At 51.7% G+C, this 17,789-nt stretch carries 17 protein-coding genes; 9 read left to right on the top strand and 8 right to left on the bottom strand.

The window, feature by feature from the left end; genetic code table 11:
• The first annotated feature begins 381 nt into the window (after positions 1-381).
• Complete coding sequence (locus tag P4D80_RS04330) at positions 382-2,967, top strand: CHAT domain-containing protein (RefSeq protein ID WP_421657651.1); 2,586 nt, start codon at positions 382-384, stop codon at positions 2,965-2,967.
• Between the two features lie 197 nt (positions 2,968-3,164).
• Here P4D80_RS04330 and P4D80_RS04325 read toward each other — a convergent pair whose 3' ends face one another.
• Positions 3,165-5,303 carry an S-layer homology domain-containing protein gene (locus P4D80_RS04325; protein ID WP_421657650.1) on the bottom strand — a complete coding sequence of 713 codons (2,139 nt, stop codon included), beginning with the start codon at positions 5,301-5,303 and terminating at the stop codon, positions 3,165-3,167.
• Between the two features lie 424 nt (positions 5,304-5,727).
• On the opposite strand from P4D80_RS04325, the gene P4D80_RS04320 reads away from it, so the two are divergent.
• The 6 genes from P4D80_RS04320 (at position 5,728) to P4D80_RS04295 (ending at position 10,081) form a co-directional block, all read left to right on the top strand.
• The gene (locus tag P4D80_RS04320) at positions 5,728-6,069 is read left to right on the top strand and encodes a hypothetical protein (RefSeq protein WP_421657649.1); all 342 of its coding nucleotides are present in this window, start codon (positions 5,728-5,730) and stop codon (positions 6,067-6,069) included.
• Positions 6,070-6,123: 54 nt separating this feature from the next.
• Positions 6,124-6,474, top strand: a complete 351-nt coding sequence (locus P4D80_RS04315) for a YtxH domain-containing protein (protein ID WP_421657648.1) — start codon at positions 6,124-6,126, stop codon at positions 6,472-6,474.
• 22 nt (positions 6,475-6,496) lie between these two features.
• Positions 6,497-7,045, top strand: a complete 549-nt coding sequence (locus tag P4D80_RS04310) for a DUF948 domain-containing protein (protein WP_421657647.1) — start codon at positions 6,497-6,499, stop codon at positions 7,043-7,045.
• Between the two features lie 181 nt (positions 7,046-7,226).
• On the top strand, positions 7,227-8,711 hold the full coding sequence (locus P4D80_RS04305) for a GTP-binding protein (RefSeq protein WP_421657646.1): 1,485 nt from the start codon (positions 7,227-7,229) through the stop codon (positions 8,709-8,711).
• Between the two features lie 116 nt (positions 8,712-8,827).
• A complete protein-coding gene (locus tag P4D80_RS04300; RefSeq protein WP_421657645.1) occupies positions 8,828-9,121 on the top strand; it encodes a hypothetical protein in 294 nt (97 codons plus the stop codon).
• Between the two features lie 54 nt (positions 9,122-9,175).
• Entirely contained in the window at positions 9,176-10,081 is a 906-nt protein-coding gene (locus tag P4D80_RS04295; RefSeq protein WP_421657644.1) for a S66 peptidase family protein, read from the top strand.
• Between the two features lie 23 nt (positions 10,082-10,104).
• Here the strand turns inward: P4D80_RS04295 and P4D80_RS04290 are convergent, their stop codons facing one another.
• The 5 genes from P4D80_RS04290 to P4D80_RS04270 form a co-directional block, all read right to left on the bottom strand.
• Positions 10,105-10,392 (bottom strand): cupin domain-containing protein, encoded by a 288-nt coding sequence (locus P4D80_RS04290; RefSeq protein ID WP_421657643.1) that lies wholly within the window; start codon positions 10,390-10,392, stop codon positions 10,105-10,107.
• Positions 10,393-10,727: 335 nt separating this feature from the next.
• Positions 10,728-11,060: a hypothetical protein gene (locus tag P4D80_RS04285; protein WP_421657642.1), complete on the bottom strand. Its 333-nt coding sequence runs from the start codon at positions 11,058-11,060 to the stop codon at positions 10,728-10,730.
• Between the two features lie 98 nt (positions 11,061-11,158).
• Positions 11,159-12,112, bottom strand: a complete 954-nt coding sequence (locus P4D80_RS04280) for an asparaginase (protein ID WP_421657641.1) — start codon at positions 12,110-12,112, stop codon at positions 11,159-11,161.
• A gap of 122 nt (positions 12,113-12,234) precedes the next feature.
• Complete coding sequence (locus P4D80_RS04275; protein ID WP_421657640.1) at positions 12,235-12,720, bottom strand: CGLD27 family protein; 486 nt, start codon at positions 12,718-12,720, stop codon at positions 12,235-12,237.
• A 347-nt stretch (positions 12,721-13,067) separates the two neighbouring features.
• Positions 13,068-13,400 carry a hypothetical protein gene (locus tag P4D80_RS04270; protein ID WP_421657638.1) on the bottom strand — a complete coding sequence of 111 codons (333 nt, stop codon included), beginning with the start codon at positions 13,398-13,400 and terminating at the stop codon, positions 13,068-13,070.
• 692 nt (positions 13,401-14,092) lie between these two features.
• On the opposite strand from P4D80_RS04270, the gene P4D80_RS04265 reads away from it, so the two are divergent.
• Together P4D80_RS04265 and P4D80_RS04260 are read left to right on the top strand one after the other, a co-directional pair.
• Entirely contained in the window at positions 14,093-15,361 is a 1,269-nt protein-coding gene (locus tag P4D80_RS04265; protein WP_421657637.1) for an ABC transporter substrate-binding protein, read from the top strand.
• A gap of 11 nt (positions 15,362-15,372) precedes the next feature.
• The gene (locus P4D80_RS04260) at positions 15,373-16,578 is read left to right on the top strand and encodes an ABC transporter substrate-binding protein (RefSeq protein ID WP_421657636.1); all 1,206 of its coding nucleotides are present in this window, start codon (positions 15,373-15,375) and stop codon (positions 16,576-16,578) included.
• Between the two features lie 408 nt (positions 16,579-16,986).
• Here P4D80_RS04260 and P4D80_RS04255 read toward each other — a convergent pair whose 3' ends face one another.
• Both P4D80_RS04255 and psb35 read right to left on the bottom strand, forming a co-directional pair.
• Positions 16,987-17,328, bottom strand: a complete 342-nt coding sequence (locus tag P4D80_RS04255; RefSeq protein WP_421657635.1) for a hypothetical protein — start codon at positions 17,326-17,328, stop codon at positions 16,987-16,989.
• Between the two features lie 57 nt (positions 17,329-17,385).
• The gene (gene psb35 / locus P4D80_RS04250; protein WP_421657633.1) at positions 17,386-17,580 is read right to left on the bottom strand and encodes a photosystem II assembly protein Psb35; all 195 of its coding nucleotides are present in this window, start codon (positions 17,578-17,580) and stop codon (positions 17,386-17,388) included.
• Positions 17,581-17,789 lie beyond the last annotated feature (209 nt).

Genomic DNA, 17,789 nt, shown 5'->3' with positions numbered 1-17,789 from the left:
CTATAGCCACCAGGCTTAGGACAGGGTGCAGGGGGGAACCCCTGGCTGGGGGCAAAGCCCCCACACCCCCTTTAAAGCCAATGTCCTAAGCAACCTGGCGACAGCTATAAAGAGAAAGCATCTTTAGGAGAAAGCATCTTTAGGAGAAAGCATCTTTAGAGCCCCTCCGAAAACTACAAAGTTTTTCAGCTGAGTTAACCCCAACTCTTTAAGGGGCCAGGGTTTAGGGGCTAAAGAGTGGTTTATGCATTTGTGAAGCTAAACCAACATAGGAAGCAGAAGCTTCTAATCGACATTGTCAGGCTCCTGACTGGCAACGAGACAACCGATCAGGGATTGCTCCTCCCTCCCTTCCCCCACCCTTCCCCCTCTACCTCCCATATGTATCCCTCCCTCATTGCTACAACCCTTCTGATTTGCATAGTTAGTTCATCCTGCCCGGCAAAAGCAGCGGCGATTCAATCATCCCCATCCATACCCCTCTCCCCCCCTCCCTCCATCAATCCCCCCGCTCCCCTCCAACAGGGAAAAGCGCTTTACGATGCCGGGCGCTTCGCAGACGCGGTGAAGGTCTTGCAGCAGGCCGTACAGGATTATCGATCGCAGGGCGACTCTCTACGACAAGCCGTAACCTTGAGTAATCTTTCCCTGGCCTATCAGCAGTTGGGAGCCTGGTCGGAGGCAAAACAGGCGGTTGAGGAGAGTCTGGGTTTGCTCAGGCAAGAGGCAACCGGCGACCAGCAACAGAGGCTCCTGGCACAGACATTGGATATCCAGGGGCGATTACAGTTTGGCATGGGGCAAACGGAAGCGGCACTGGCAACCTGGCAGCAGGCAGCCGAGTTGCATGTCAGGGGAGGAGACCAGACGGGCGAAATGCGTAGCCGTTTGAATCAGGCCCAGGCATGGCAGGCAATGGGATTTTACCGGCGATCGCTCGATACGCTCACAGAACTCAACCAGGCACTACAACCCCAGCCCGATTCCCTGGTCAAAGCTGTGGGGCTGCGATCGCTGGGTGATGCCCTCCAGGTAATTGGCGATCTGGAACAGTCCCGTCAGGTTTTGCAACAGAGTTTGGCGATCGCCCGCCAGCTCAAATCCACCGCGGAAGAAAGTGCGGCTTTGTTCAGCCTGGGCAATACCGCCCGCGCTCAACAGCAACCCCAGCAGGCACAGGAGTTTTACAAACAGGCAGCCCAGCGTTCCCCTTCCCCCATTTTGCAAACCCAGGCAAGGCTCAACTGGCTCAGTTTGCTGGTAGAAACGGGGCAACGAGCCGAGGCAGAAACGCTCCTACTCCACGTCTGGATGCAGGTAGAGGCCCTTCCCCCCAGCCGACCTGGGATTGATGCCCGGATTAATCTGGTGCAAACCGTGATGAGAGGGTGGAAGCCGGGAAGCAATTCACCACTGGCGACTCAGAAACTGGCGCAGATCCTGGCAATGGCCGTTCAGCAGGCTCAAAGCCTGGGCGATCGCCGGGCAGAATCCTTTGCCCTGGGTAGCCTGGGGGGAATCTATGAGCAAAATCGGCAATGGGCAGAGGCCCAGCACCTGACCGAGCAGGCATTGCTGTTGTCGCAATCAGTCAGTGCTGCCGATATTTCCTACCGCTGGCAGTGGCAACTTGGGCGTTTACTGAAGCAGCAGAATTCTATCCCAGGGGCGATCGCGGCCTACGAAGCTGCTGTCAACACCCTCCAGTCCCTCCGCAGCGATCTAGTTGCCGTTAATCAGGACGTGCAATTCACCTTTCGAGATAGCGTTGAGCCTGTCTATCGTCAAACCGTCGAGCTGCTACTTTCCCAGGGGGAATCTCCCAGCCCACAAAACCTGGACAAAGCCCGCCGTTTGATTGAGTTGCTCCAGCTTGCGGAACTGGATAATTTCTTCCGGGAAGCCTGCCTGAACGCCCAGCCAGTTTTACTGGATCAGGTGGTTGACCGGGAAAATCCCACCGCCGCCATCTTCTACCCCATCATTCTGGAAAACCAGTTGGCGGTGATTCTCAAAGCCCCCAACCAACCGCTGCGCTACCACGCCATTCCTTTGCCAGAAAAAGAGGTAGAACGAGTTCTGGCACGGCTGCAACAGGTGATAAAAGAACCAGATGCGGCGAAGGAGGTGCGATCGCTCTCCCACCAGGTCTATCGCTGGCTGATTCAACCTGTAGAAGCCGATTTGCAGCAGAGCCGGGTCAACACCCTGGTTTTTGTGCTGGATGGACTGTTGCGAAACATTCCGATGGCCGCGCTTTACGACGGTAACCAGTACTTGGTCGAAAAATATGCCGTTGCGCTTAGCCCCGGACTGCAACTGTTTGCCCCCCAACCCCTGGCTCAGACCCAACTCAACGCCCTCACCGCCGGACTGACCCAACCTCCCCCCGCCTACAGTCAATTTGCCCCCCTCCCCGAAGTCAAAGCCGAACTGGATCTGATCCAGCAGGCAGGACTCTCCACCACCCAACTCCTGGATCAAACCTTTACCCAGACTGCTTTAGAAAAACAGGTTAATGCCCTGCCTTTCAAAGTTGTCCACCTTGCCACTCATGGTCAGTTCAGTTCCCAGGCAAAAGACACCTTCATCCTGGCCGCCGATGGCCCTATCGACGTCAGCCAGCTCGACCGTATTCTTCGCAGCCGCACTCAAACTCCCGCTGAAGCCATTGAACTATTGGTTCTGAGTGCCTGCCAGACTGCTGCCGGAGATAACCGGGCAGCCTTAGGACTGGCAGGAGTGGCTATACGGGCTGGGGCACGCAGCACCCTGGCATCCCTCTGGCAGATTGACGATCGCTCCACTGCCCTCTTCATCGGCGAGTTTTACCGCGAACTATCAACGGCAAAAGTGACCAAAGCCGAAGCCCTCCGTCGGGCCCAGTTGACCCTGCTTAAGCAGTATCCCAACTACAGCCGCCCCGGTTACTGGGCTCCCTATGTTCTGGTCGGCAACTGGCTGTGAGAGCAGTCATTTATAGCTGTCGCTAAGTTGCTCAGGACATTGGTTCTAAGGAGGTGTAGGGGCTTCCACCCTCAGCCAGAGGGGCCACCCCTGCACCCCGTCCTAACCATAATGACTACCACTATAAATTTGGCTCCCATTCCCTGCCAGGGAAGAGGCTGGGGGTCAGGTCTGGCAAGCTTTAAGCAGCAACGACATCACACCACCACGATGTAAGGGGAGGCGATCGCAGCGGCTTTCCCTGCCCGGACGAGGGCCTGATAGACCATTGCAGACACTTCTGCCCGGGTGGCTTCTTGCAGGGGTTTCATCTGCCGCACATCGGGATAGCTGACGACCAGGCGCTGCTGGGTGGCGGTGGCGATCGCATTGCGGGCGTTTTGGGGAATGGTGTCGCGATCGCTGTAAACATTCAGAACTGCGACATCGGCAGCGGGTAACCCCAACCCGCTAACCAGGGAAAGCAAAATCTGAAGCCTGAGAACATTTTGATCCGGTTTGAAGGTGCCATCCGGGAAACCGGAAATAAAGCCCCCCCGATATGCCTGGTCAATCGCGGCTTTTGCCCAAAAATTGGCGGGAACGTCTGGAAAGGGAATGGCGTCTCGTTTGGGTGTGGGGTTAAACGCCTTTGCAATAATTGCTGCGTACTGGGCCCGATTAATGCTGGTTTCGGGGCGAAAGGTGCCATCCTCAAACCCGCGAATCAAATTCTGGCTGGCCAGCCCCAGAATAAAGTCTGCCGCCCAATGCCCCTGAATGTCAGTAAAGGCAGGAGCCGAAGTATCCGCAGCAACGATGTAGGGAGAGGGAATGGCCGGTGCCCGGTTTTGTAACACCAGTGCCTGGTAGATGAGTGCCACCACCTCTCCTCGCTTGATCTCCCGCATGGGTTCCAGTTGCCGCACGTTGGGATAGTTGACAATCATACGCCGTTGGGTGGCGGTGGCGATTTCATCCGTGGCATAGCTGGGGATCTGGGCGCGATCGCGATAGAAGCTGAGGGCATCCAGCACCCCTCCCGTCAACCCCAAACCATTCACCAGCGACACCATTGCCTGCACTCGTGTCAGGTTCTGATTGGGGCGAAAGGTTCCATCCGGGAACCCAGACAGAAAACCCATCTGAGCCGCCTTCTGAATCGCACCATAGGCCCAAAAGCTACTGGGCACATCGGAAAAATTAGCCGCTGGTTGCCTGGCTGGCAGGTCAAAGGCTTTAGCCAGAATCGCGGCATACTGGGCGCGGGTGAGTTGGGCTTCAGGCCGAAAGGTGCCATCTTCAAACCCCCGGATGAATTCCCGGCTGACCAGGCCCTGAATAAAACCTGCTGCCCAGTGCCCCTGGGTATCACTAAACCCGGAAGGAAAGGGCGTTGGAGTAGGGGTGGGGGCAGGTGTTGGAACAGGAGTGGGAGCGGGTGTGGGAACGGGCGTGGGAATAGGGGGTGGGATCTCGCTGGCAACAAAATCAACACGCCCCTGCACTCGAATTGGGTTCAGTTGATTCCCGACGGAGACAATGGTCAGCGATGTGGTGTTTTGCAGGTCAAATTCCCCATTGTCGCGAAAGATATTGCCACCGGGGTCCTGGCTTTTGCCCAGATCAGGCAGGGCGTTTTCAGTCACAACCAACCCCACTTCCGTATTCTTCTCCACCAGGTTTCCCCGCAAGACGGGTTTACACTGTCGATTAATCACAATGCCAGAACGGTTTTCAATAACGCGGTTGTCGGCAATCAGCGGAGCCGCATCGTCGCTGATGGCGAAACCAAAACCCGTCTTCTGGCAAACGTTGCGTCGCCACTCCCCTTTACTGTTGCGGACGATGGTAAATCCGGTGGAAGCATTTTGAATAGCAACATTATCTAAAACCGCAGGGTTAGCCTTACCCGTTGCAAACACGCCTTCTCGTTTGTTGTGGATAAAGGTATTGTGGGTGATCGCCGGATTGGTTGACTCAACCCAAACTGCCGTCCCCCGAATCTCCGAGTTGGTGACGGTTACTCCCCGCAGTTGGGCATTGTTTTCCAGACGAAACGTCACATTTTGACTGGCAAAGGTCGGGCTAACAAACTTGCCGCTCCCGGTCACCACAATGCCACTCCCCTTACTTGCCTCATTTCCCAGAACCGTTACCCCGTTGGGAATAACCAGGGGAAACACCTCGCCTGTTGCCGCACTATAAGTCCCTGGCGCAAGCTGAATCGTCGTTCCCGCCCTAGCCTGCTGAAGCGCACGAGTTATCGTTTTGAAGGGAGCAGTCTGAGTCCCACTGTTACTGTCATTCCCTGTTGTGGGATTGACATAGAGGATGGTTGAAGTTGATTGCACCATGATTTGTGTTGTGAGAAAAGAAGAGGTTAGGGGTTGGGGAGTGAGGGAATCAGGAGTGATGAGTTTTTAGTTGGTAGAGATGGGTGAGGGATGGATAAGTTTTGAGTTTCTGAGGAGGGTGTTCTGGAAACGGGGTTCTGGATCCTTGAAACCCTGGTTCCCTCGACCTCCTTTCCAGGATTGCCACAAAAAATTTGACAAACTCCAACCTTACTCCCTGCTTCTCCACTCCCCCAGATGTTGATTATTGCCTTCAATTTGGATATTGAGGATTTTGTGTTGCATTCATTGACAATTTCTTCTGGAGATGGGTTTCTCACAGCAGCAAGTAAATGCGATCGCCCCTTCCCCCTGACAAACAACAAACAACTCATTCAACTCATCCTCATTACAATGAGAGGAATGTTGAGACGGCGGAAAGAGGATGCTGACGATTGTTTTAATACTGAATGGATTAATTGGACTGGGCTGTCTGTTGGTTGCATGGCAACTTTGGCGATTGAAACGCCAGCTTGCCAACGCAGCAGATACTCTGACCGCTGTGGAACGGAAGGTTCATCGGGTACTTTCCCCTGCTCCAAAATATATTTTGATGGGGCAATCCGGGACTCATCATTTGCGAAAAAGTTTAGAGGGCGTAGAACCTCAGCTTCAACGCATTCAACAGATCATGAAGCTGCTTAGCCTGAGTCAAATTTTTTGGCGTTGTGGTTTTTTCCTGAGTCCGGCTTCTAAATTTGGTAAGCGACGGATCAGGAACCGTTGAGGCATCATGCGTCAAAATGGTGAGGTAGAGTGGATAGTGTCACGGGGATGGGAGATGTCAAATAATCGTTCTGGAGCATTCATTGGAGGTTTGATTGTAGGGGCTGCATTGGGTGCAGTCGCTGGTATTCTGGTGGCTCCCCGTGCTGGTCGAGAAACCCGGCAGTTACTCAGAAAATCTGCCGATGCTCTGCCAGAACTGGCAGAAGACCTGTCCAGCAGTGTTCAACTTCAGGCAGACCGTCTTTCGGAATCGGCGTTGCGCAATTGGGACAGTACGCTAATTCGTTTACGGGAAGCGATCGCTGCTGGGATCGAAGCCACCCAACGAGAACGTCAGGTTGTAGAAACCATGGAAGCCAAAGCCTCTTCTGAAGTAGACAAACCTGTCCGCGATAATTTGTAGGCATTGAACCTAGGCATTTGCCGTGACCGATCCCCTTTTCTGGCTAGTACTGTCACTGTTATTTGTCACCGCCAGTCTGACGATTGTGCTGGCAGTGGCAATCCCGACGTTGAGAGAGTTGTCCCGTGCCGCACGCAGTGCTGAGAAGTTGTTTGATACCCTCCGGCGAGAGTTTCCGCCCACCCTGGAGGCGATTCGGTTAACGGGGATGGAGATCAGTGACCTGACAGACGACGTTAGCGAGGGAGTGCAGAGTGCTGGCAACGTCGTTAAGCAGGTGGATGAAAGCCTGAGCAACGTTCGCAAACAGGCGCAGAAAGTTCAGTCAGGAACTCGGAGCGTTATGGTAGGTATCAAAGTGGCCTGGCAGACTTTTATGCGATCGCAAAAACCTTCCAGTCAACGCCGCTCCGTTGATCGCCTGCCCCCTCCCAGACCTGAATTTGAAATTCGGAATGGCATGCCTGCCCCAGAAGCCTACCCTACCCAAAAGCAGCCACAAACCTTCTCTGCCTCAACCGAAAATCCGACCAGTCCGCAACAACTTTCAACTCAAGATAGCGAGGGATGAAGGATATAGCAATCCTGTTTGGATTGTGAGAAAGGATTCCGCAGTTTTTACAAAGCCTTCCAATCTCACGACTGATTGAGGACTGCTATATGTTGTTGGTTGTTAGAGGGGAGAGGGAACGTGGAGGAGTATTGATCGGTCATAAGTCTTGAGCGAAACAGCGTCACTTTTCTAGCCATCCATGTCTGAACCAAACCCAAATTTGGGAACCCCATCTGCCTTTCATGAACTTAATCAGGAACTGGATGAAGCCATCTTCAGTTTCGAAGATATTCAGGCAGAACTGAATTACCGGCAGGCCCAGGGAGCGTTGCGGGAACTGGTAGAAAACCTCGACCTGACTCCCCAGGAGCGCCGTGGGCTGGAACCAGAAATTAGCGGCTTAGAGTTTATGCTGGACAAGCTCGATCGCCAGGTCGTTCACATTGCTGTGTTCGGTATGGTGGGGCGAGGCAAATCTTCCCTGCTCAACGCTTTGCTAGGGGATCAGGTGTTTGAAACTGGACCGATCCATGGTGTCACTCGTGTTTGCCAGAGTGCTAACTGGAAGATTACTCAGGAAACGGTCGAAGGGATTCATCATCCCCTTCTGCGCGTTTCCCTGCCCAGTATTGGCAACTCCTCCATTGAACTGATTGACACCCCTGGCATTGATGAGGTTGATGGGGAAGCGCGGGAAGCCCTGGCGCGACAGATTGCTAAACAAGCCGATCTGATTCTGTTCCTCATTGCAGGCGACATGACGAAGGTAGAGCACCAGGCATTGTCAGAATTGCGGGAAGCCAGTAAGCCAATCCTGCTGGTATTTAACAAAATTGACCAGTATCCCGATGCTGATCGCCTGGCTATTTATCAAAAAATTCGGGATGAGCGGGTGCGGGAACTGCTCTCCCCCGATGAAATTGTGATGGCGGCGGCCTCTCCTCTGGTTGCCAGGGCCGTTCGCCGTCCCGATGGTACCCTCTCCGCCCAGTTGAGTGTTGGCCGCCCCCAGATTGACGACTTGAAGCTGAAAATTCTGGAAATTCTGCACCGGGAAGGCAAATCACTCGTTGCCCTCAACTCCATGCTCTACGCCGATGAGGCAAACGAGCGTCTAGTAGAGCGCAAGATGATGATCCGGGATCAGAGCGCCAACCGCATCATCTGGAATGGAGTGATGACGAAGGCGGTGGCGATCGCCCTCAATCCCATTACTCTGGTCGATATCCTCAGCAGTGCAGTGATTGACGTGGCTATGATCCTGGCTTTGTCAAAACTCTACGGGATTTCCATGAATCAGCAGGGAGCTGTGAATCTGCTCCAGAAAATTGCCCTTTCCATGGGTGGTATTACAGCCAGTGAACTGATGACCAACCTGGGCTTGAGCTCTTTGAAAACCCTGCTGGGTTTATCCGCCCCCGCAACTGGAGGGGTTTCCCTTGCTGCCTACGCCTCGGTTGCCCTGACTCAAGCAGGGGTTGCCGGAGTTTCCTCCTACGGAATTGGACAGGTGACAAAAGCCTACCTGGCGAATGGTGCGTCCTGGGGACCGGATGGGCCGAAAGCCGTTGTTACCCGGATTCTGGCATCCCTAGATGAGGCCTCCATCCTCAACCGAATTAAGGATGAACTGCGGGCCAGGCTTGATCTAAGCCAGAGAGTACCCCGAACCGGAATCAAGTGAGTCGAAAATAGGGCGCCAGGCGGAGGGAAGGGGAGCGGAGAAGCAGGGTTAACCAGAGGAGAAGGGGATCTGGGGAGTCGCTATGATGAGTAAAATATAAAGTTTCAATCTTCTCCATGACCGACGACGAATTGAGACAGTTGATTGCCTCGAATGCCAGAGCCATTCAAGCGGCAGCGGATGAGCGCTCCGAATTGCACCAAACAATGTTGGATGTGGCGGATGAACGGGCACAACTACGGCAGGCAATTTTGAAGTTAACGGATATTCAGCAAGGTATTTCTAATTTGAGAAAACTCAACACAATATGGTTAGGACGGGGTGCAGGGGTGGAACCCTGGCTGGGCGCGAAGCCCTCCCTCTCTAATTCCAATGTCCTAACGCACCCGCGTAGAGCTATAAAAAAATAAAATTAATCGGTTGCTGGAGCGGCAGAACGACGATCGCTCACCCGAGTTTCCCCAATGAAGGATTGCCAACTTCCTCCTCCCCTAAAGCCCGGTGATCGGCTGCACGTCATTGCTCCCAGTGGCGCGTTACGGGAGTTGGAAACCTTTCATAAAGGCGTGGAAGTGTGGCGATCGCGCGGTTACCAGGTTGAACTGACTCCTGGCTTTCGCGATCGCTGGGGGTACCTGGCAGGCAGCGACGACAATCGCCGTCAGCAATTGATGACAGCCCTGCAAGATCCAGCCTGTCGCGGCATCCTCTGTGCCCGCGGTGGCTATGGTGGTGCTCGCCTGCTAGAGGACTGGGCATGGCCCTGCTCTGCTCCCAGATGGTTGATTGGATTCTCCGATGTCACCAGTCTGTTGCTTAGCCTTTATCAGCAGAGAATCTCTGGCGTTCACGGACCCCTGTTAACAACTCTGGCAGCAGAACCCGACTGGTCGATTGACCGCCTGTTTAATTGGGTAGAAGGTCGCCCATTGGAACCGCTGAAAGGAGTCGGTTGGGGAGGTGGGCAGACAGTCGGACCTCTGCTCCCGATGAACCTCACGGTTGCAACCACCCTCCTGGCAACCCCAATTCAGCCTGACTTTGCAGGCGCTATTCTTGCCTTTGAAGATGTGGGGGAAGCCCCCTACCGGATCGACCGGATGTTGACCCAATGGCGACTGGGTGGATTCTTCACCCAGGTTAAGGGAATTGCCCTCGGTCGCTTCAGTCAGTGTGAGCCACCGGCTAACATTCCCAGCTTTACCGTAGAGGAGGTTTTGCGCGATCGCCTCAGTGACCTAGGGATTCCGATTGTCTCTAACCTTCCCTTTGGCCACGATGGCGTCAACGCTACACTACCCGTTGGTGTGCAAGTTGGGTTAGATGGGGATGGAGGAGTTTTGAGCTTTATAACAGGCCGTGGGGAGTAGGGAAGAGGAAAGAGGGGGGCGATTTATCCAAATCGATAATGTTTTCTGACATCCTTCAAAATCTTCCAGGTGCAGGACATCCCTGCTGGGAAGGTCACCAGGTCGCCTTTGCCTATCTGCACCGGGTCTCCCCCATCTGGAGTGACACTCACCTCCCCTTCCAGGAAATAGCAGGTTTCCTGATCTTCATAGGTCCAGGGAAACTCAGAAGCTTCTTTTGACCAGGTTGGCCAGCGAAAAACACCCAATTGCTCAAGCGTCTCTATGCTGGGCTGATGTTCAATTCTAATTTCGGCTACAACTGGTTTCATAGGCTTCAAACGCTTCACTCATTACGCTGAAAAGTTTACCAGGGCATGTATAGCTATAGCCACTAGGCTTAGGACGGGGTGCAGAGGTCCCCCCCTGGCTGGGGGCTTCGTCCCCACACCCCCATGTTGCAAAATTTAGTGTTTGCAATACTAGTACAGCACGGCGAGAATGGCGAGAATACAGATACCCTTCTGGTTCTCTCCTGCTCCCCACTCCCCAACCCAATGGTTACTGGACTGATGCCATCGTCCACTAGTGGTTCACCAAAGTAACTTTGCCTGCTTATCTAAACCCAGAAAAACAAATTTACGGGGTTTTGAAGGGTTTATAACCTTCAAAATCTGCCTGGTAAACTACCAGGGTGGCGACGTTCAAACTGAGAAAAGTCGGGCTGCTTCAAAGTCTTCTGATCAATCTTCAGGATGCCTTCTGTCAAAAACTGGCGTCTCTGAGTCAAGATCTGGATTTCATCTTCCAGTCGCCGCTGGCCTCGATTGAAGAAGTCCTGAGAATTGAAGCGGTACAGCCCGCTCGAAATTCGTTGAATTTGAGCAGGAGTCAGGCGCAAAGGAGGTGGCGGTGCCTGGGCAGGTGCAGGCTGGTTCCATACTACCTGGTTCCATACTACTGGTATCAGGATTAAGGCAAAGAAAGGAATGAATTTCATTGTATAGCGCTTCAAGAAGAGGCTTGAATGGCGATCAAGTCCTCTCCCCAGCCTATCGTTTCGTGGCGCTTTATGGAGTGAGATCCAACGTGGTAAATCTACAGCATGGAAAGATCCCCTGATACTTCCAGGCGAGTGACGTTGCTGAGGGTCATAAAGTTCTCAGCCAGCGTTTCTGAAACGGAGGGGGTAATCCAGCCCATCTGTTTTAGCAGGTGAATAGCAACGGCATATTTGGCTCGTTTGGCACCATCCATGACCTTAATCGCCAGCCCCATCCCTTCACCCAAGCGTCCAATACACTGGACGCCTTCCGCTCCTGCCTTGCTGACCAACTCTCCCTGGGTGAGCCGCATCAGTTCTGTGTCAAATTCGCCATCACCTGCTACCATTGCTGGATGATGGATCATGGCTCGCACAATACGCTCCATGTCCAGGTTTTCGCTGGCTGAAAGCAGGGCATAGAGCGAAGCAATTTGACCCAACTGTAAGAAGTAGGTGGGAGCCCCGCAGTCATCCCGCGCACTAATGAATTCCTCTGCGGGCATCCGCAAAAGCTCAGCTACCTTGTGGATAATCAACTGCTGAACGGGGTGGCTGCGCTGTAAATAGCTGTTTAAAGACCAGTTGCGCTGCTGACAGACAGCCAGCATTCCGGCGTGTTTACCGGAGCAGTTGTATTCCAGCGGGCTGCGCCTGCCGGGAGGAACCGGACACTGCAAGTGGGAGGGATCGACATCGCTGCGCCAGAGGACGTTAAATACCTGACGCACCTGCTCAATTTTCCCTTTATGGGAGCTACAAATAATCGCCAGGTCGCGATCGCTCAATCCGTAGCGCTCCAATGTGCCGGTTGTGGTGACCGCCAGAGCTTGAAAGGGTTTCAACGCCGATCGCACAAACGTTGCCGTTTCCGCATTACCGGCCACCAGCAGCGTCCGTCCACGGCTGTCGCAAACCACAGCCTGAACGTGATGCCTCGATTCGATAATTCCTTCGCGCAGTAGCCTGACTTCCAGTTCTGCGGCTTGTACACGTCTTCCCCTAGTCATTCAATTTCGTAGCCATTAAAAAGGGCTAGCGTCAGCGTAACCCAATGAGTTAAATTCTTCACCAATCATGGGTAAGACTCTAGCACCAGAAGGGCATTGTGAAGAGAAAAGTTTTGCGTCTTTTACAACCAGACCCAGACCAGCCCACCACTCAACAGGGTCAGGGTCAGAATGGCGAGGGTCTTTTTCAGGCGTTTCAGTAGCGGCTGAACCTGATAAGTCACCACCAACCGATCCTGGGTAAGCACTTCCAGGGGCTTAGACCAGGTTTGACCGTCATACCAGCCCGATTCTTCGTAAAAGACGGTGGCATCCGAGAGGCGAGAACTGATATACGCCCAGCCCAGGTAGAGACGCAAAAGTACTAGAGAAAGGAATATACTGGCCCCCCCGGCACCCATCAGTAAGAAATGTACCGGGTCTTTGGTGGGAGGAAAACTGGCAGCAGCTACTGGACCGGCGATCGCCCAACTCCATAGCCAAACCCAGCCCAATTTTCTCAAATAGGGAGATAGATCCAGTGTTGCCCAGCGGAAAAACCAGGACTCATTCAACTCCCGGTATTCATTGAGGGGCATCTGTTCAGGCGGAACTGGACAGGCAGCCACAGACGATTTCTTCGCTAGGTCATCCGGTAACAAGCTGACACCCTCAAGGCTCTGGAGCAGATACTTGTCAGTATATCGCCTCAGTATATCGCCGCTCCCGCAATATAGCGGTTTTCATTTAAAGAAGGTACAGGAATGTGAAGTACATGGGGTGCTTTGTCACTGTACCTCACACCCCTGACAAGGGCTATACCAGAGTCTGATCGCCAACCTAAAAAGAAAATCTTAATAAAGAAAATTAATAAAGAAAATAAAGAAAACATCCCCCACTGTTTCAACGAGAATCAGTGAAGGGATGGAAACGTTACATCAAGCAGAAGGCGAAACAAAGTTGAGATCGCTGAGTGTTATTCAGAGAGGCTGGCAAGAGTGTCATCCTCTAGTCGAGCGGCTGTAACTGCACAGAAGGCAAACGCAGCAACAAGCGGCATGGGAGAGGAAAGAAAGTAGGCAGAAATACCCGCAGTGATGGTCCCTAAGACGGCTACCAAACACCAAATTTTTTCTTCAAAACATAGTCCTTTCTCTGCCTTAATGGTTCTTAAAACTTGATTAGGAATGGGTACTGGCATAACCGCATTAGGAGGAAATGCCCAGTAACGAGAGCATTCCATAAACCAGTCAGTCCAACCGTTCTCCTGGCACCATTCTTCAATCCATTGGGCAGAAAAGTGTTTCATAGCTTCGACAGTTTAAATCTTCGATGGTTGAAATCCAGCAGTAAAAACTATAGATACGAATGAATTAGAACCGCTGTTGTAATGACAGCTTTAATGACAACATTTAAGATAAAAGACCCACTAAATGAACAGAGCCATTTAATGAGCCTTTTCCATATTTGAAGCCTAACAGAGGATTTCTAAACAAAACAGGGAAAGATACCAAAGTTTACGAGCCAGAAGAATACTTGAAATGTTCCGTAATAAAGCTATTTTCAATTTAGTAAAACCGGAGTTGCTGAATTTGGGTATGAAATAGGTGCTGTATACTCGAAACTTCGTTTTGATTCATACTGCTTTTCAGCAACGCCTAGTAAAATCTTCTTGAGCAAGGGAATCTAGTGGTTTATCAGGAGTATTTTGAGGTGTTGAAAATTCTCAAAATACTCTTCAGAAATGGATTTTATAGATTTGAGCTACCCCTTAGATCGCTTGACGGACTACCAGGGAGCCAGGGGAATCAAAATGCCCCCTTAACTGATTGCTCGTAACCAGACTCCAGTCTGGTCAGGTTGGATAAGAAGCTCCCGCTTCCGATTGAGTCTAAGAAGCCAGAGCTTCCACCGATGGGTTTGCTAAGCGGGAGCTTAGCAACCAGGAGAACGTTAGGAAAGCCGGATTTCTGTAGGCATAGATTCCTGGAATGTGATGAAATGATTACTGCGATAACTCTACACACAGGCTGTTTTTTTACAGGTATGAATATTGCTTCTCGCTTTTCTGTTTTGCTGGGTTCGCTTGCGATCGCCCTCAGTGCTTGTAGTGCCAATAATCCCAATACAACGCCTGCAACGGGTTCTCCTCAGACTGGGGGAGGCGGCTCCGGCGGAACAATCGCGATCGGCATTGGTGTAGCCCAAACCAGCAACGTGGCTCTTTTAGGGCAGGAACAGGTGGCGGGTGCAAAAATTGCGGAGAAATACTTCAACGATAAGGGCGGAATCAACGGCACCCCCATCAAGCTGATGTTCCAGGATACGGGGGGGGACGAAGCCGGAGCTATCAACGCCTTCCAAACCCTAATTAATCGGGACAGGGTCGTGGGTATTGTGGGACCGACCCTCTCCCAGCAAGCCTTTAGCGCCGACCCCATTGCCAACAATGCGGAGGTACCTGTTGTTGGCCCATCTAACACGGCTAAAGGAATTCCGGCGATCGGTGAATTTATCTCTCGTGTTTCCGCCCCCGTTTCTGTAGTTGCCCCCAACTCGGTTAAAGCGGCACTAAAAATCAACCCAGGCATCAGAAAAGTCGCTATTTTCTTTGCCCAAAACGACGCCTTTAGCAAATCTGAAACTGAGATTTTTCAACAAATAGTGAAGGATCAAAAACTTGAGATTGTCACCGTTCAAAAATTTCAGACTACCGATACCGACTTTCAAACCCAGGCAACGACGGCTCTCAATCTAAAACCCGATCTGGTCATCATTTCGGGTTTGGCCGCGGATGGTGGCAATCTAGTGCGACAACTGCGAGAACTGGGCTACAAAGGCCTGATCATTGGTGGCAATGGTCTCAACACCTCCAACCTGTTTCCAGTCTGTAAAGCCCTCTGCGATGGTGTACTGATTGCCCAGGCTTACAGCCCGGAGCATCCCGGAGCCATTAACAAAGTCTTTCGGGAGGCTTACATGAGCCAGTACAAGAAAGAACCACCCCAGTTTACGGCTCAGGCATTTACGGGTGTTCAGGTTTTTGTTGATGCCCTGAGGGTGTTGGATAGGAAGCAGAAGGTAACTCAAATTCCCCTACCGCAGCTACGGGTTGAACTGAACAAACAACTGCTGGCTGGCAAATACGACACCCCTCTGGGCGAAATTTCCTTCACCCCGGAAGGTGAAATCGTCCAGAAAGAGTTTTACGTGGCCCAGATCAAGATGGACCCCGATGGCAACAACGGAAAGTTTGTGTTCTTGAAGTAAAAGCGAAACCAGTGTTCGTTCAAAAAGCCTTTATTATTGCATTTATCGTTCTTGCTTCCTCCCTTGCAGCCTGTCAGAATCCGGGCGAAAACCAGTCTTCATCACCTAGGAATCGTTTCTCCGCAGGAATTCCCATTGGGGTTGCACTGGCAGAAACCAGCAATCTCGCCCTTTTGGGGCAGGAATCTGTCAACGGTGCCAGGATTGCTGAGCGGTATTTCAACGACCGTGGAGGGGTAAATGGTATTCCAGTTAAGCTGATCTTTCAGGATGCGGGGGGTGATGAAGCCAGTGCCATTAATGCGTTTGTGACGTTGATTACGAAAGCCAAGGTGATTGGAATTGTGGGTCCTTCTTCCTCTCAGCAGGCATTTAGTGCAAACCCGATCGCCGATCGCGCAAAAGTTCCCGTAATTGGACCCACCAACACCGCAGAGGGCATTCCAGAAATTGGACCTTTTGTGGCTCGTGTGGCTTCCCCAGTCACCGTTCTGGCTCCCAACTCGCTCAAAGCCGCCCTTAAACTTAACTCCAAAATTCGCCGTGTGGCTGTGTTCTATGCCCAAAATGATGCCTTCAGCCAGTCAGAAACTCAAATTTTTCAGAATGCGATCAATAAACTGGGACTTGAAATAGTCACCATTCAGAAGTTTCAAACTACCGATACCGACTTTCAAATCCAGGCAACGGCTGCCATTAACCTCAACCCCGATTTAATGGTGATCTCGGGTTTAGCGGCTGACAGTGGCAATCTGGTACGTCAAATCCGCGAACTGGGCTATAAAGGGCTGATTGTGGGGGGCAATGGGTTTAACACCCCCAACATTTTTCCAGTTTGTAAGCAGCTTTGCGACGGAGTTCTGGTCGCACAGGCTTACAGCCCTGACCATCCCAGTGCAATCAATCGAGCATTTCGCCAGGCTTATACGGATCGCTACAGGCAAGATCCACCCCAGTTCAGTGCCCAGGGGTTTACAGCCGTTCAAGTGTTTGTAGAGGCCCTGAGAGCCGCTGACAAAAAGAAAAATTTGGTCGGACAACTTGTGGCAGAACAACGAATTGCCGTGAATGAAGCCATTCTGGCTGGCAAATACGACACACCGCTGGGTGAAATCTCGTTTACACCGGAGGGAGAAGTGATCCAGAAACAGTTTTATGTGGCGCAGATCAAGATGGAACCGGATGGAAAAAAGGGGAGGTTTGTTTTTCTAAAGTAGCCCGGAATTGCTGAATTTGGGTATGAAATAGGTGCTGTGTGCTTGAAACTTTGTTTCGATTCATACTGCTTTTCAACAACGCTCTCTCACTATCGGTCTGTCAAGACTATTTTGTTGAGGGGTTGAAAACCCTCAAAACACCCTGGAAATGGATTTTATAGATTGAGCTATCCTTCAAATCTATTCTGACAGACTACTATCTTGTATATGCAAGTTAATTGACCTTTTCCCCAAACCCCTTTCCGCTTCGGAGAGGAGCTTTGAATCTGGCTCCCTTTCCCTCGCAGGGAAGGAGGTGGGGAGCAGGTCTGCCAATAATAAACCCCCTCTGATAACCTGGGTCAGGCAATTAAGAGGGAGTAACCAGTGCATTTTCTCAATGGAGCTGGAGAGAAGCGATCGCATCACTTACACAATGCCCGATCCTTTACCGCGCTTATCGGCATCCTCGGTTAGGAGACCGCTTTCATCGTTATCGTTAATGTCGTGCAATTCCTGCTCACGGGTGGCTTTTTCAGCCGCTTTGATCTGGGTGCGATCGCCTGGAACTTCATAATACATTTCAGGCTCAACCGCATAATTGTTCAATAAACCTTCTCTATCAACAGTATAACCACCCGTGGTATCCAGATCGGATTCAGGTTCGGGAATATCTTTGTAACCTTCGCCTTCCCGCTCTTTGCGGGCAGCGGTTTCGGCGGGAGTAATGCCGCGATCGTACTGATCTTGTTCAACACGTTCAGAACTCATAATAAACTCCTAAGCTCACTTTCATTAATTAAAATCAGAACAGACGTAACCGCTTACTTAATCAATATCTGGAACAATGTCAGGGCGTTCTTTATCCTCCCAACCGAGAGGACGCTTTGAGTTATACCAGGCAATGGAGCCTATTCCGGCCGCTGCAATAAAACCAATTACGAAAATCAATCCTAGCGAGATTACAGGGCCTTTGTGAACGTTCTCGATAACTGCCAGGAAATGAATCAGTGCATTCAACATGATGGATGTTGCCTCAATCTGGAAATCAATACAATGTAGAACTGAATAATTGCGCTGAAACTGGTCAGCGTTAATCGATTTACTACTACAAAATTTATTGAGATCGCGACAAATGAACATCCATCTATAGGAGCAAATGGCAAAAGTACCTTTTACACTAGAGGCATAGAAACCAGAACTGGTCAGAGTGGTAATGTTCTAGACAGGGG

The sequence above is a fragment of the Leptothermofonsia sp. ETS-13 genome, assembly GCF_049200465.1.
GTDB lineage: Bacteria > Cyanobacteriota > Cyanobacteriia > Leptolyngbyales > Leptolyngbyaceae > Leptothermofonsia.
This window is presented reverse-complemented; position numbering and strand designations above follow the sequence as displayed.

Bases quoted from the DNA above. Each gene is read 5' to 3' on its own strand.
- P4D80_RS04255 (WP_421657635.1), bottom strand. From the start codon at position 17,328: ATGAGTTCTGAACGTGTTGAACAAGATCAGTACGATCGCGGCATTACT.
- P4D80_RS04290 (WP_421657643.1), bottom strand. From the start codon at position 10,392: ATGAAACCAGTTGTAGCCGAAATTAGAATTGAACATCAGCCCAGCATA.
- P4D80_RS04285 (WP_421657642.1), bottom strand. From the start codon at position 11,060: ATGAAATTCATTCCTTTCTTTGCCTTAATCCTGATACCAGTAGTATGG.
- psb35 (WP_421657633.1), bottom strand. From the start codon at position 17,580: ATGTTGAATGCACTGATTCATTTCCTGGCAGTTATCGAGAACGTTCAC.
- P4D80_RS04325 (WP_421657650.1), bottom strand. From the start codon at position 5,303: ATGGTGCAATCAACTTCAACCATCCTCTATGTCAATCCCACAACAGGG.
- P4D80_RS04305 (WP_421657646.1), top strand. From the start codon at position 7,227: ATGTCTGAACCAAACCCAAATTTGGGAACCCCATCTGCCTTTCATGAA.
- P4D80_RS04315 (WP_421657648.1), top strand. From the start codon at position 6,124: ATGTCAAATAATCGTTCTGGAGCATTCATTGGAGGTTTGATTGTAGGG.
- P4D80_RS04320 (WP_421657649.1), top strand. From the start codon at position 5,728: ATGCTGACGATTGTTTTAATACTGAATGGATTAATTGGACTGGGCTGT.
- P4D80_RS04300 (WP_421657645.1), top strand. From the start codon at position 8,828: ATGACCGACGACGAATTGAGACAGTTGATTGCCTCGAATGCCAGAGCC.
- P4D80_RS04265 (WP_421657637.1), top strand. From the start codon at position 14,093: ATGATTACTGCGATAACTCTACACACAGGCTGTTTTTTTACAGGTATG.
- P4D80_RS04295 (WP_421657644.1), top strand. From the start codon at position 9,176: ATGAAGGATTGCCAACTTCCTCCTCCCCTAAAGCCCGGTGATCGGCTG.
- P4D80_RS04270 (WP_421657638.1), bottom strand. From the start codon at position 13,400: ATGAAACACTTTTCTGCCCAATGGATTGAAGAATGGTGCCAGGAGAAC.
- P4D80_RS04280 (WP_421657641.1), bottom strand. From the start codon at position 12,112: ATGACTAGGGGAAGACGTGTACAAGCCGCAGAACTGGAAGTCAGGCTA.
- P4D80_RS04330 (WP_421657651.1), top strand. From the start codon at position 382: ATGTATCCCTCCCTCATTGCTACAACCCTTCTGATTTGCATAGTTAGT.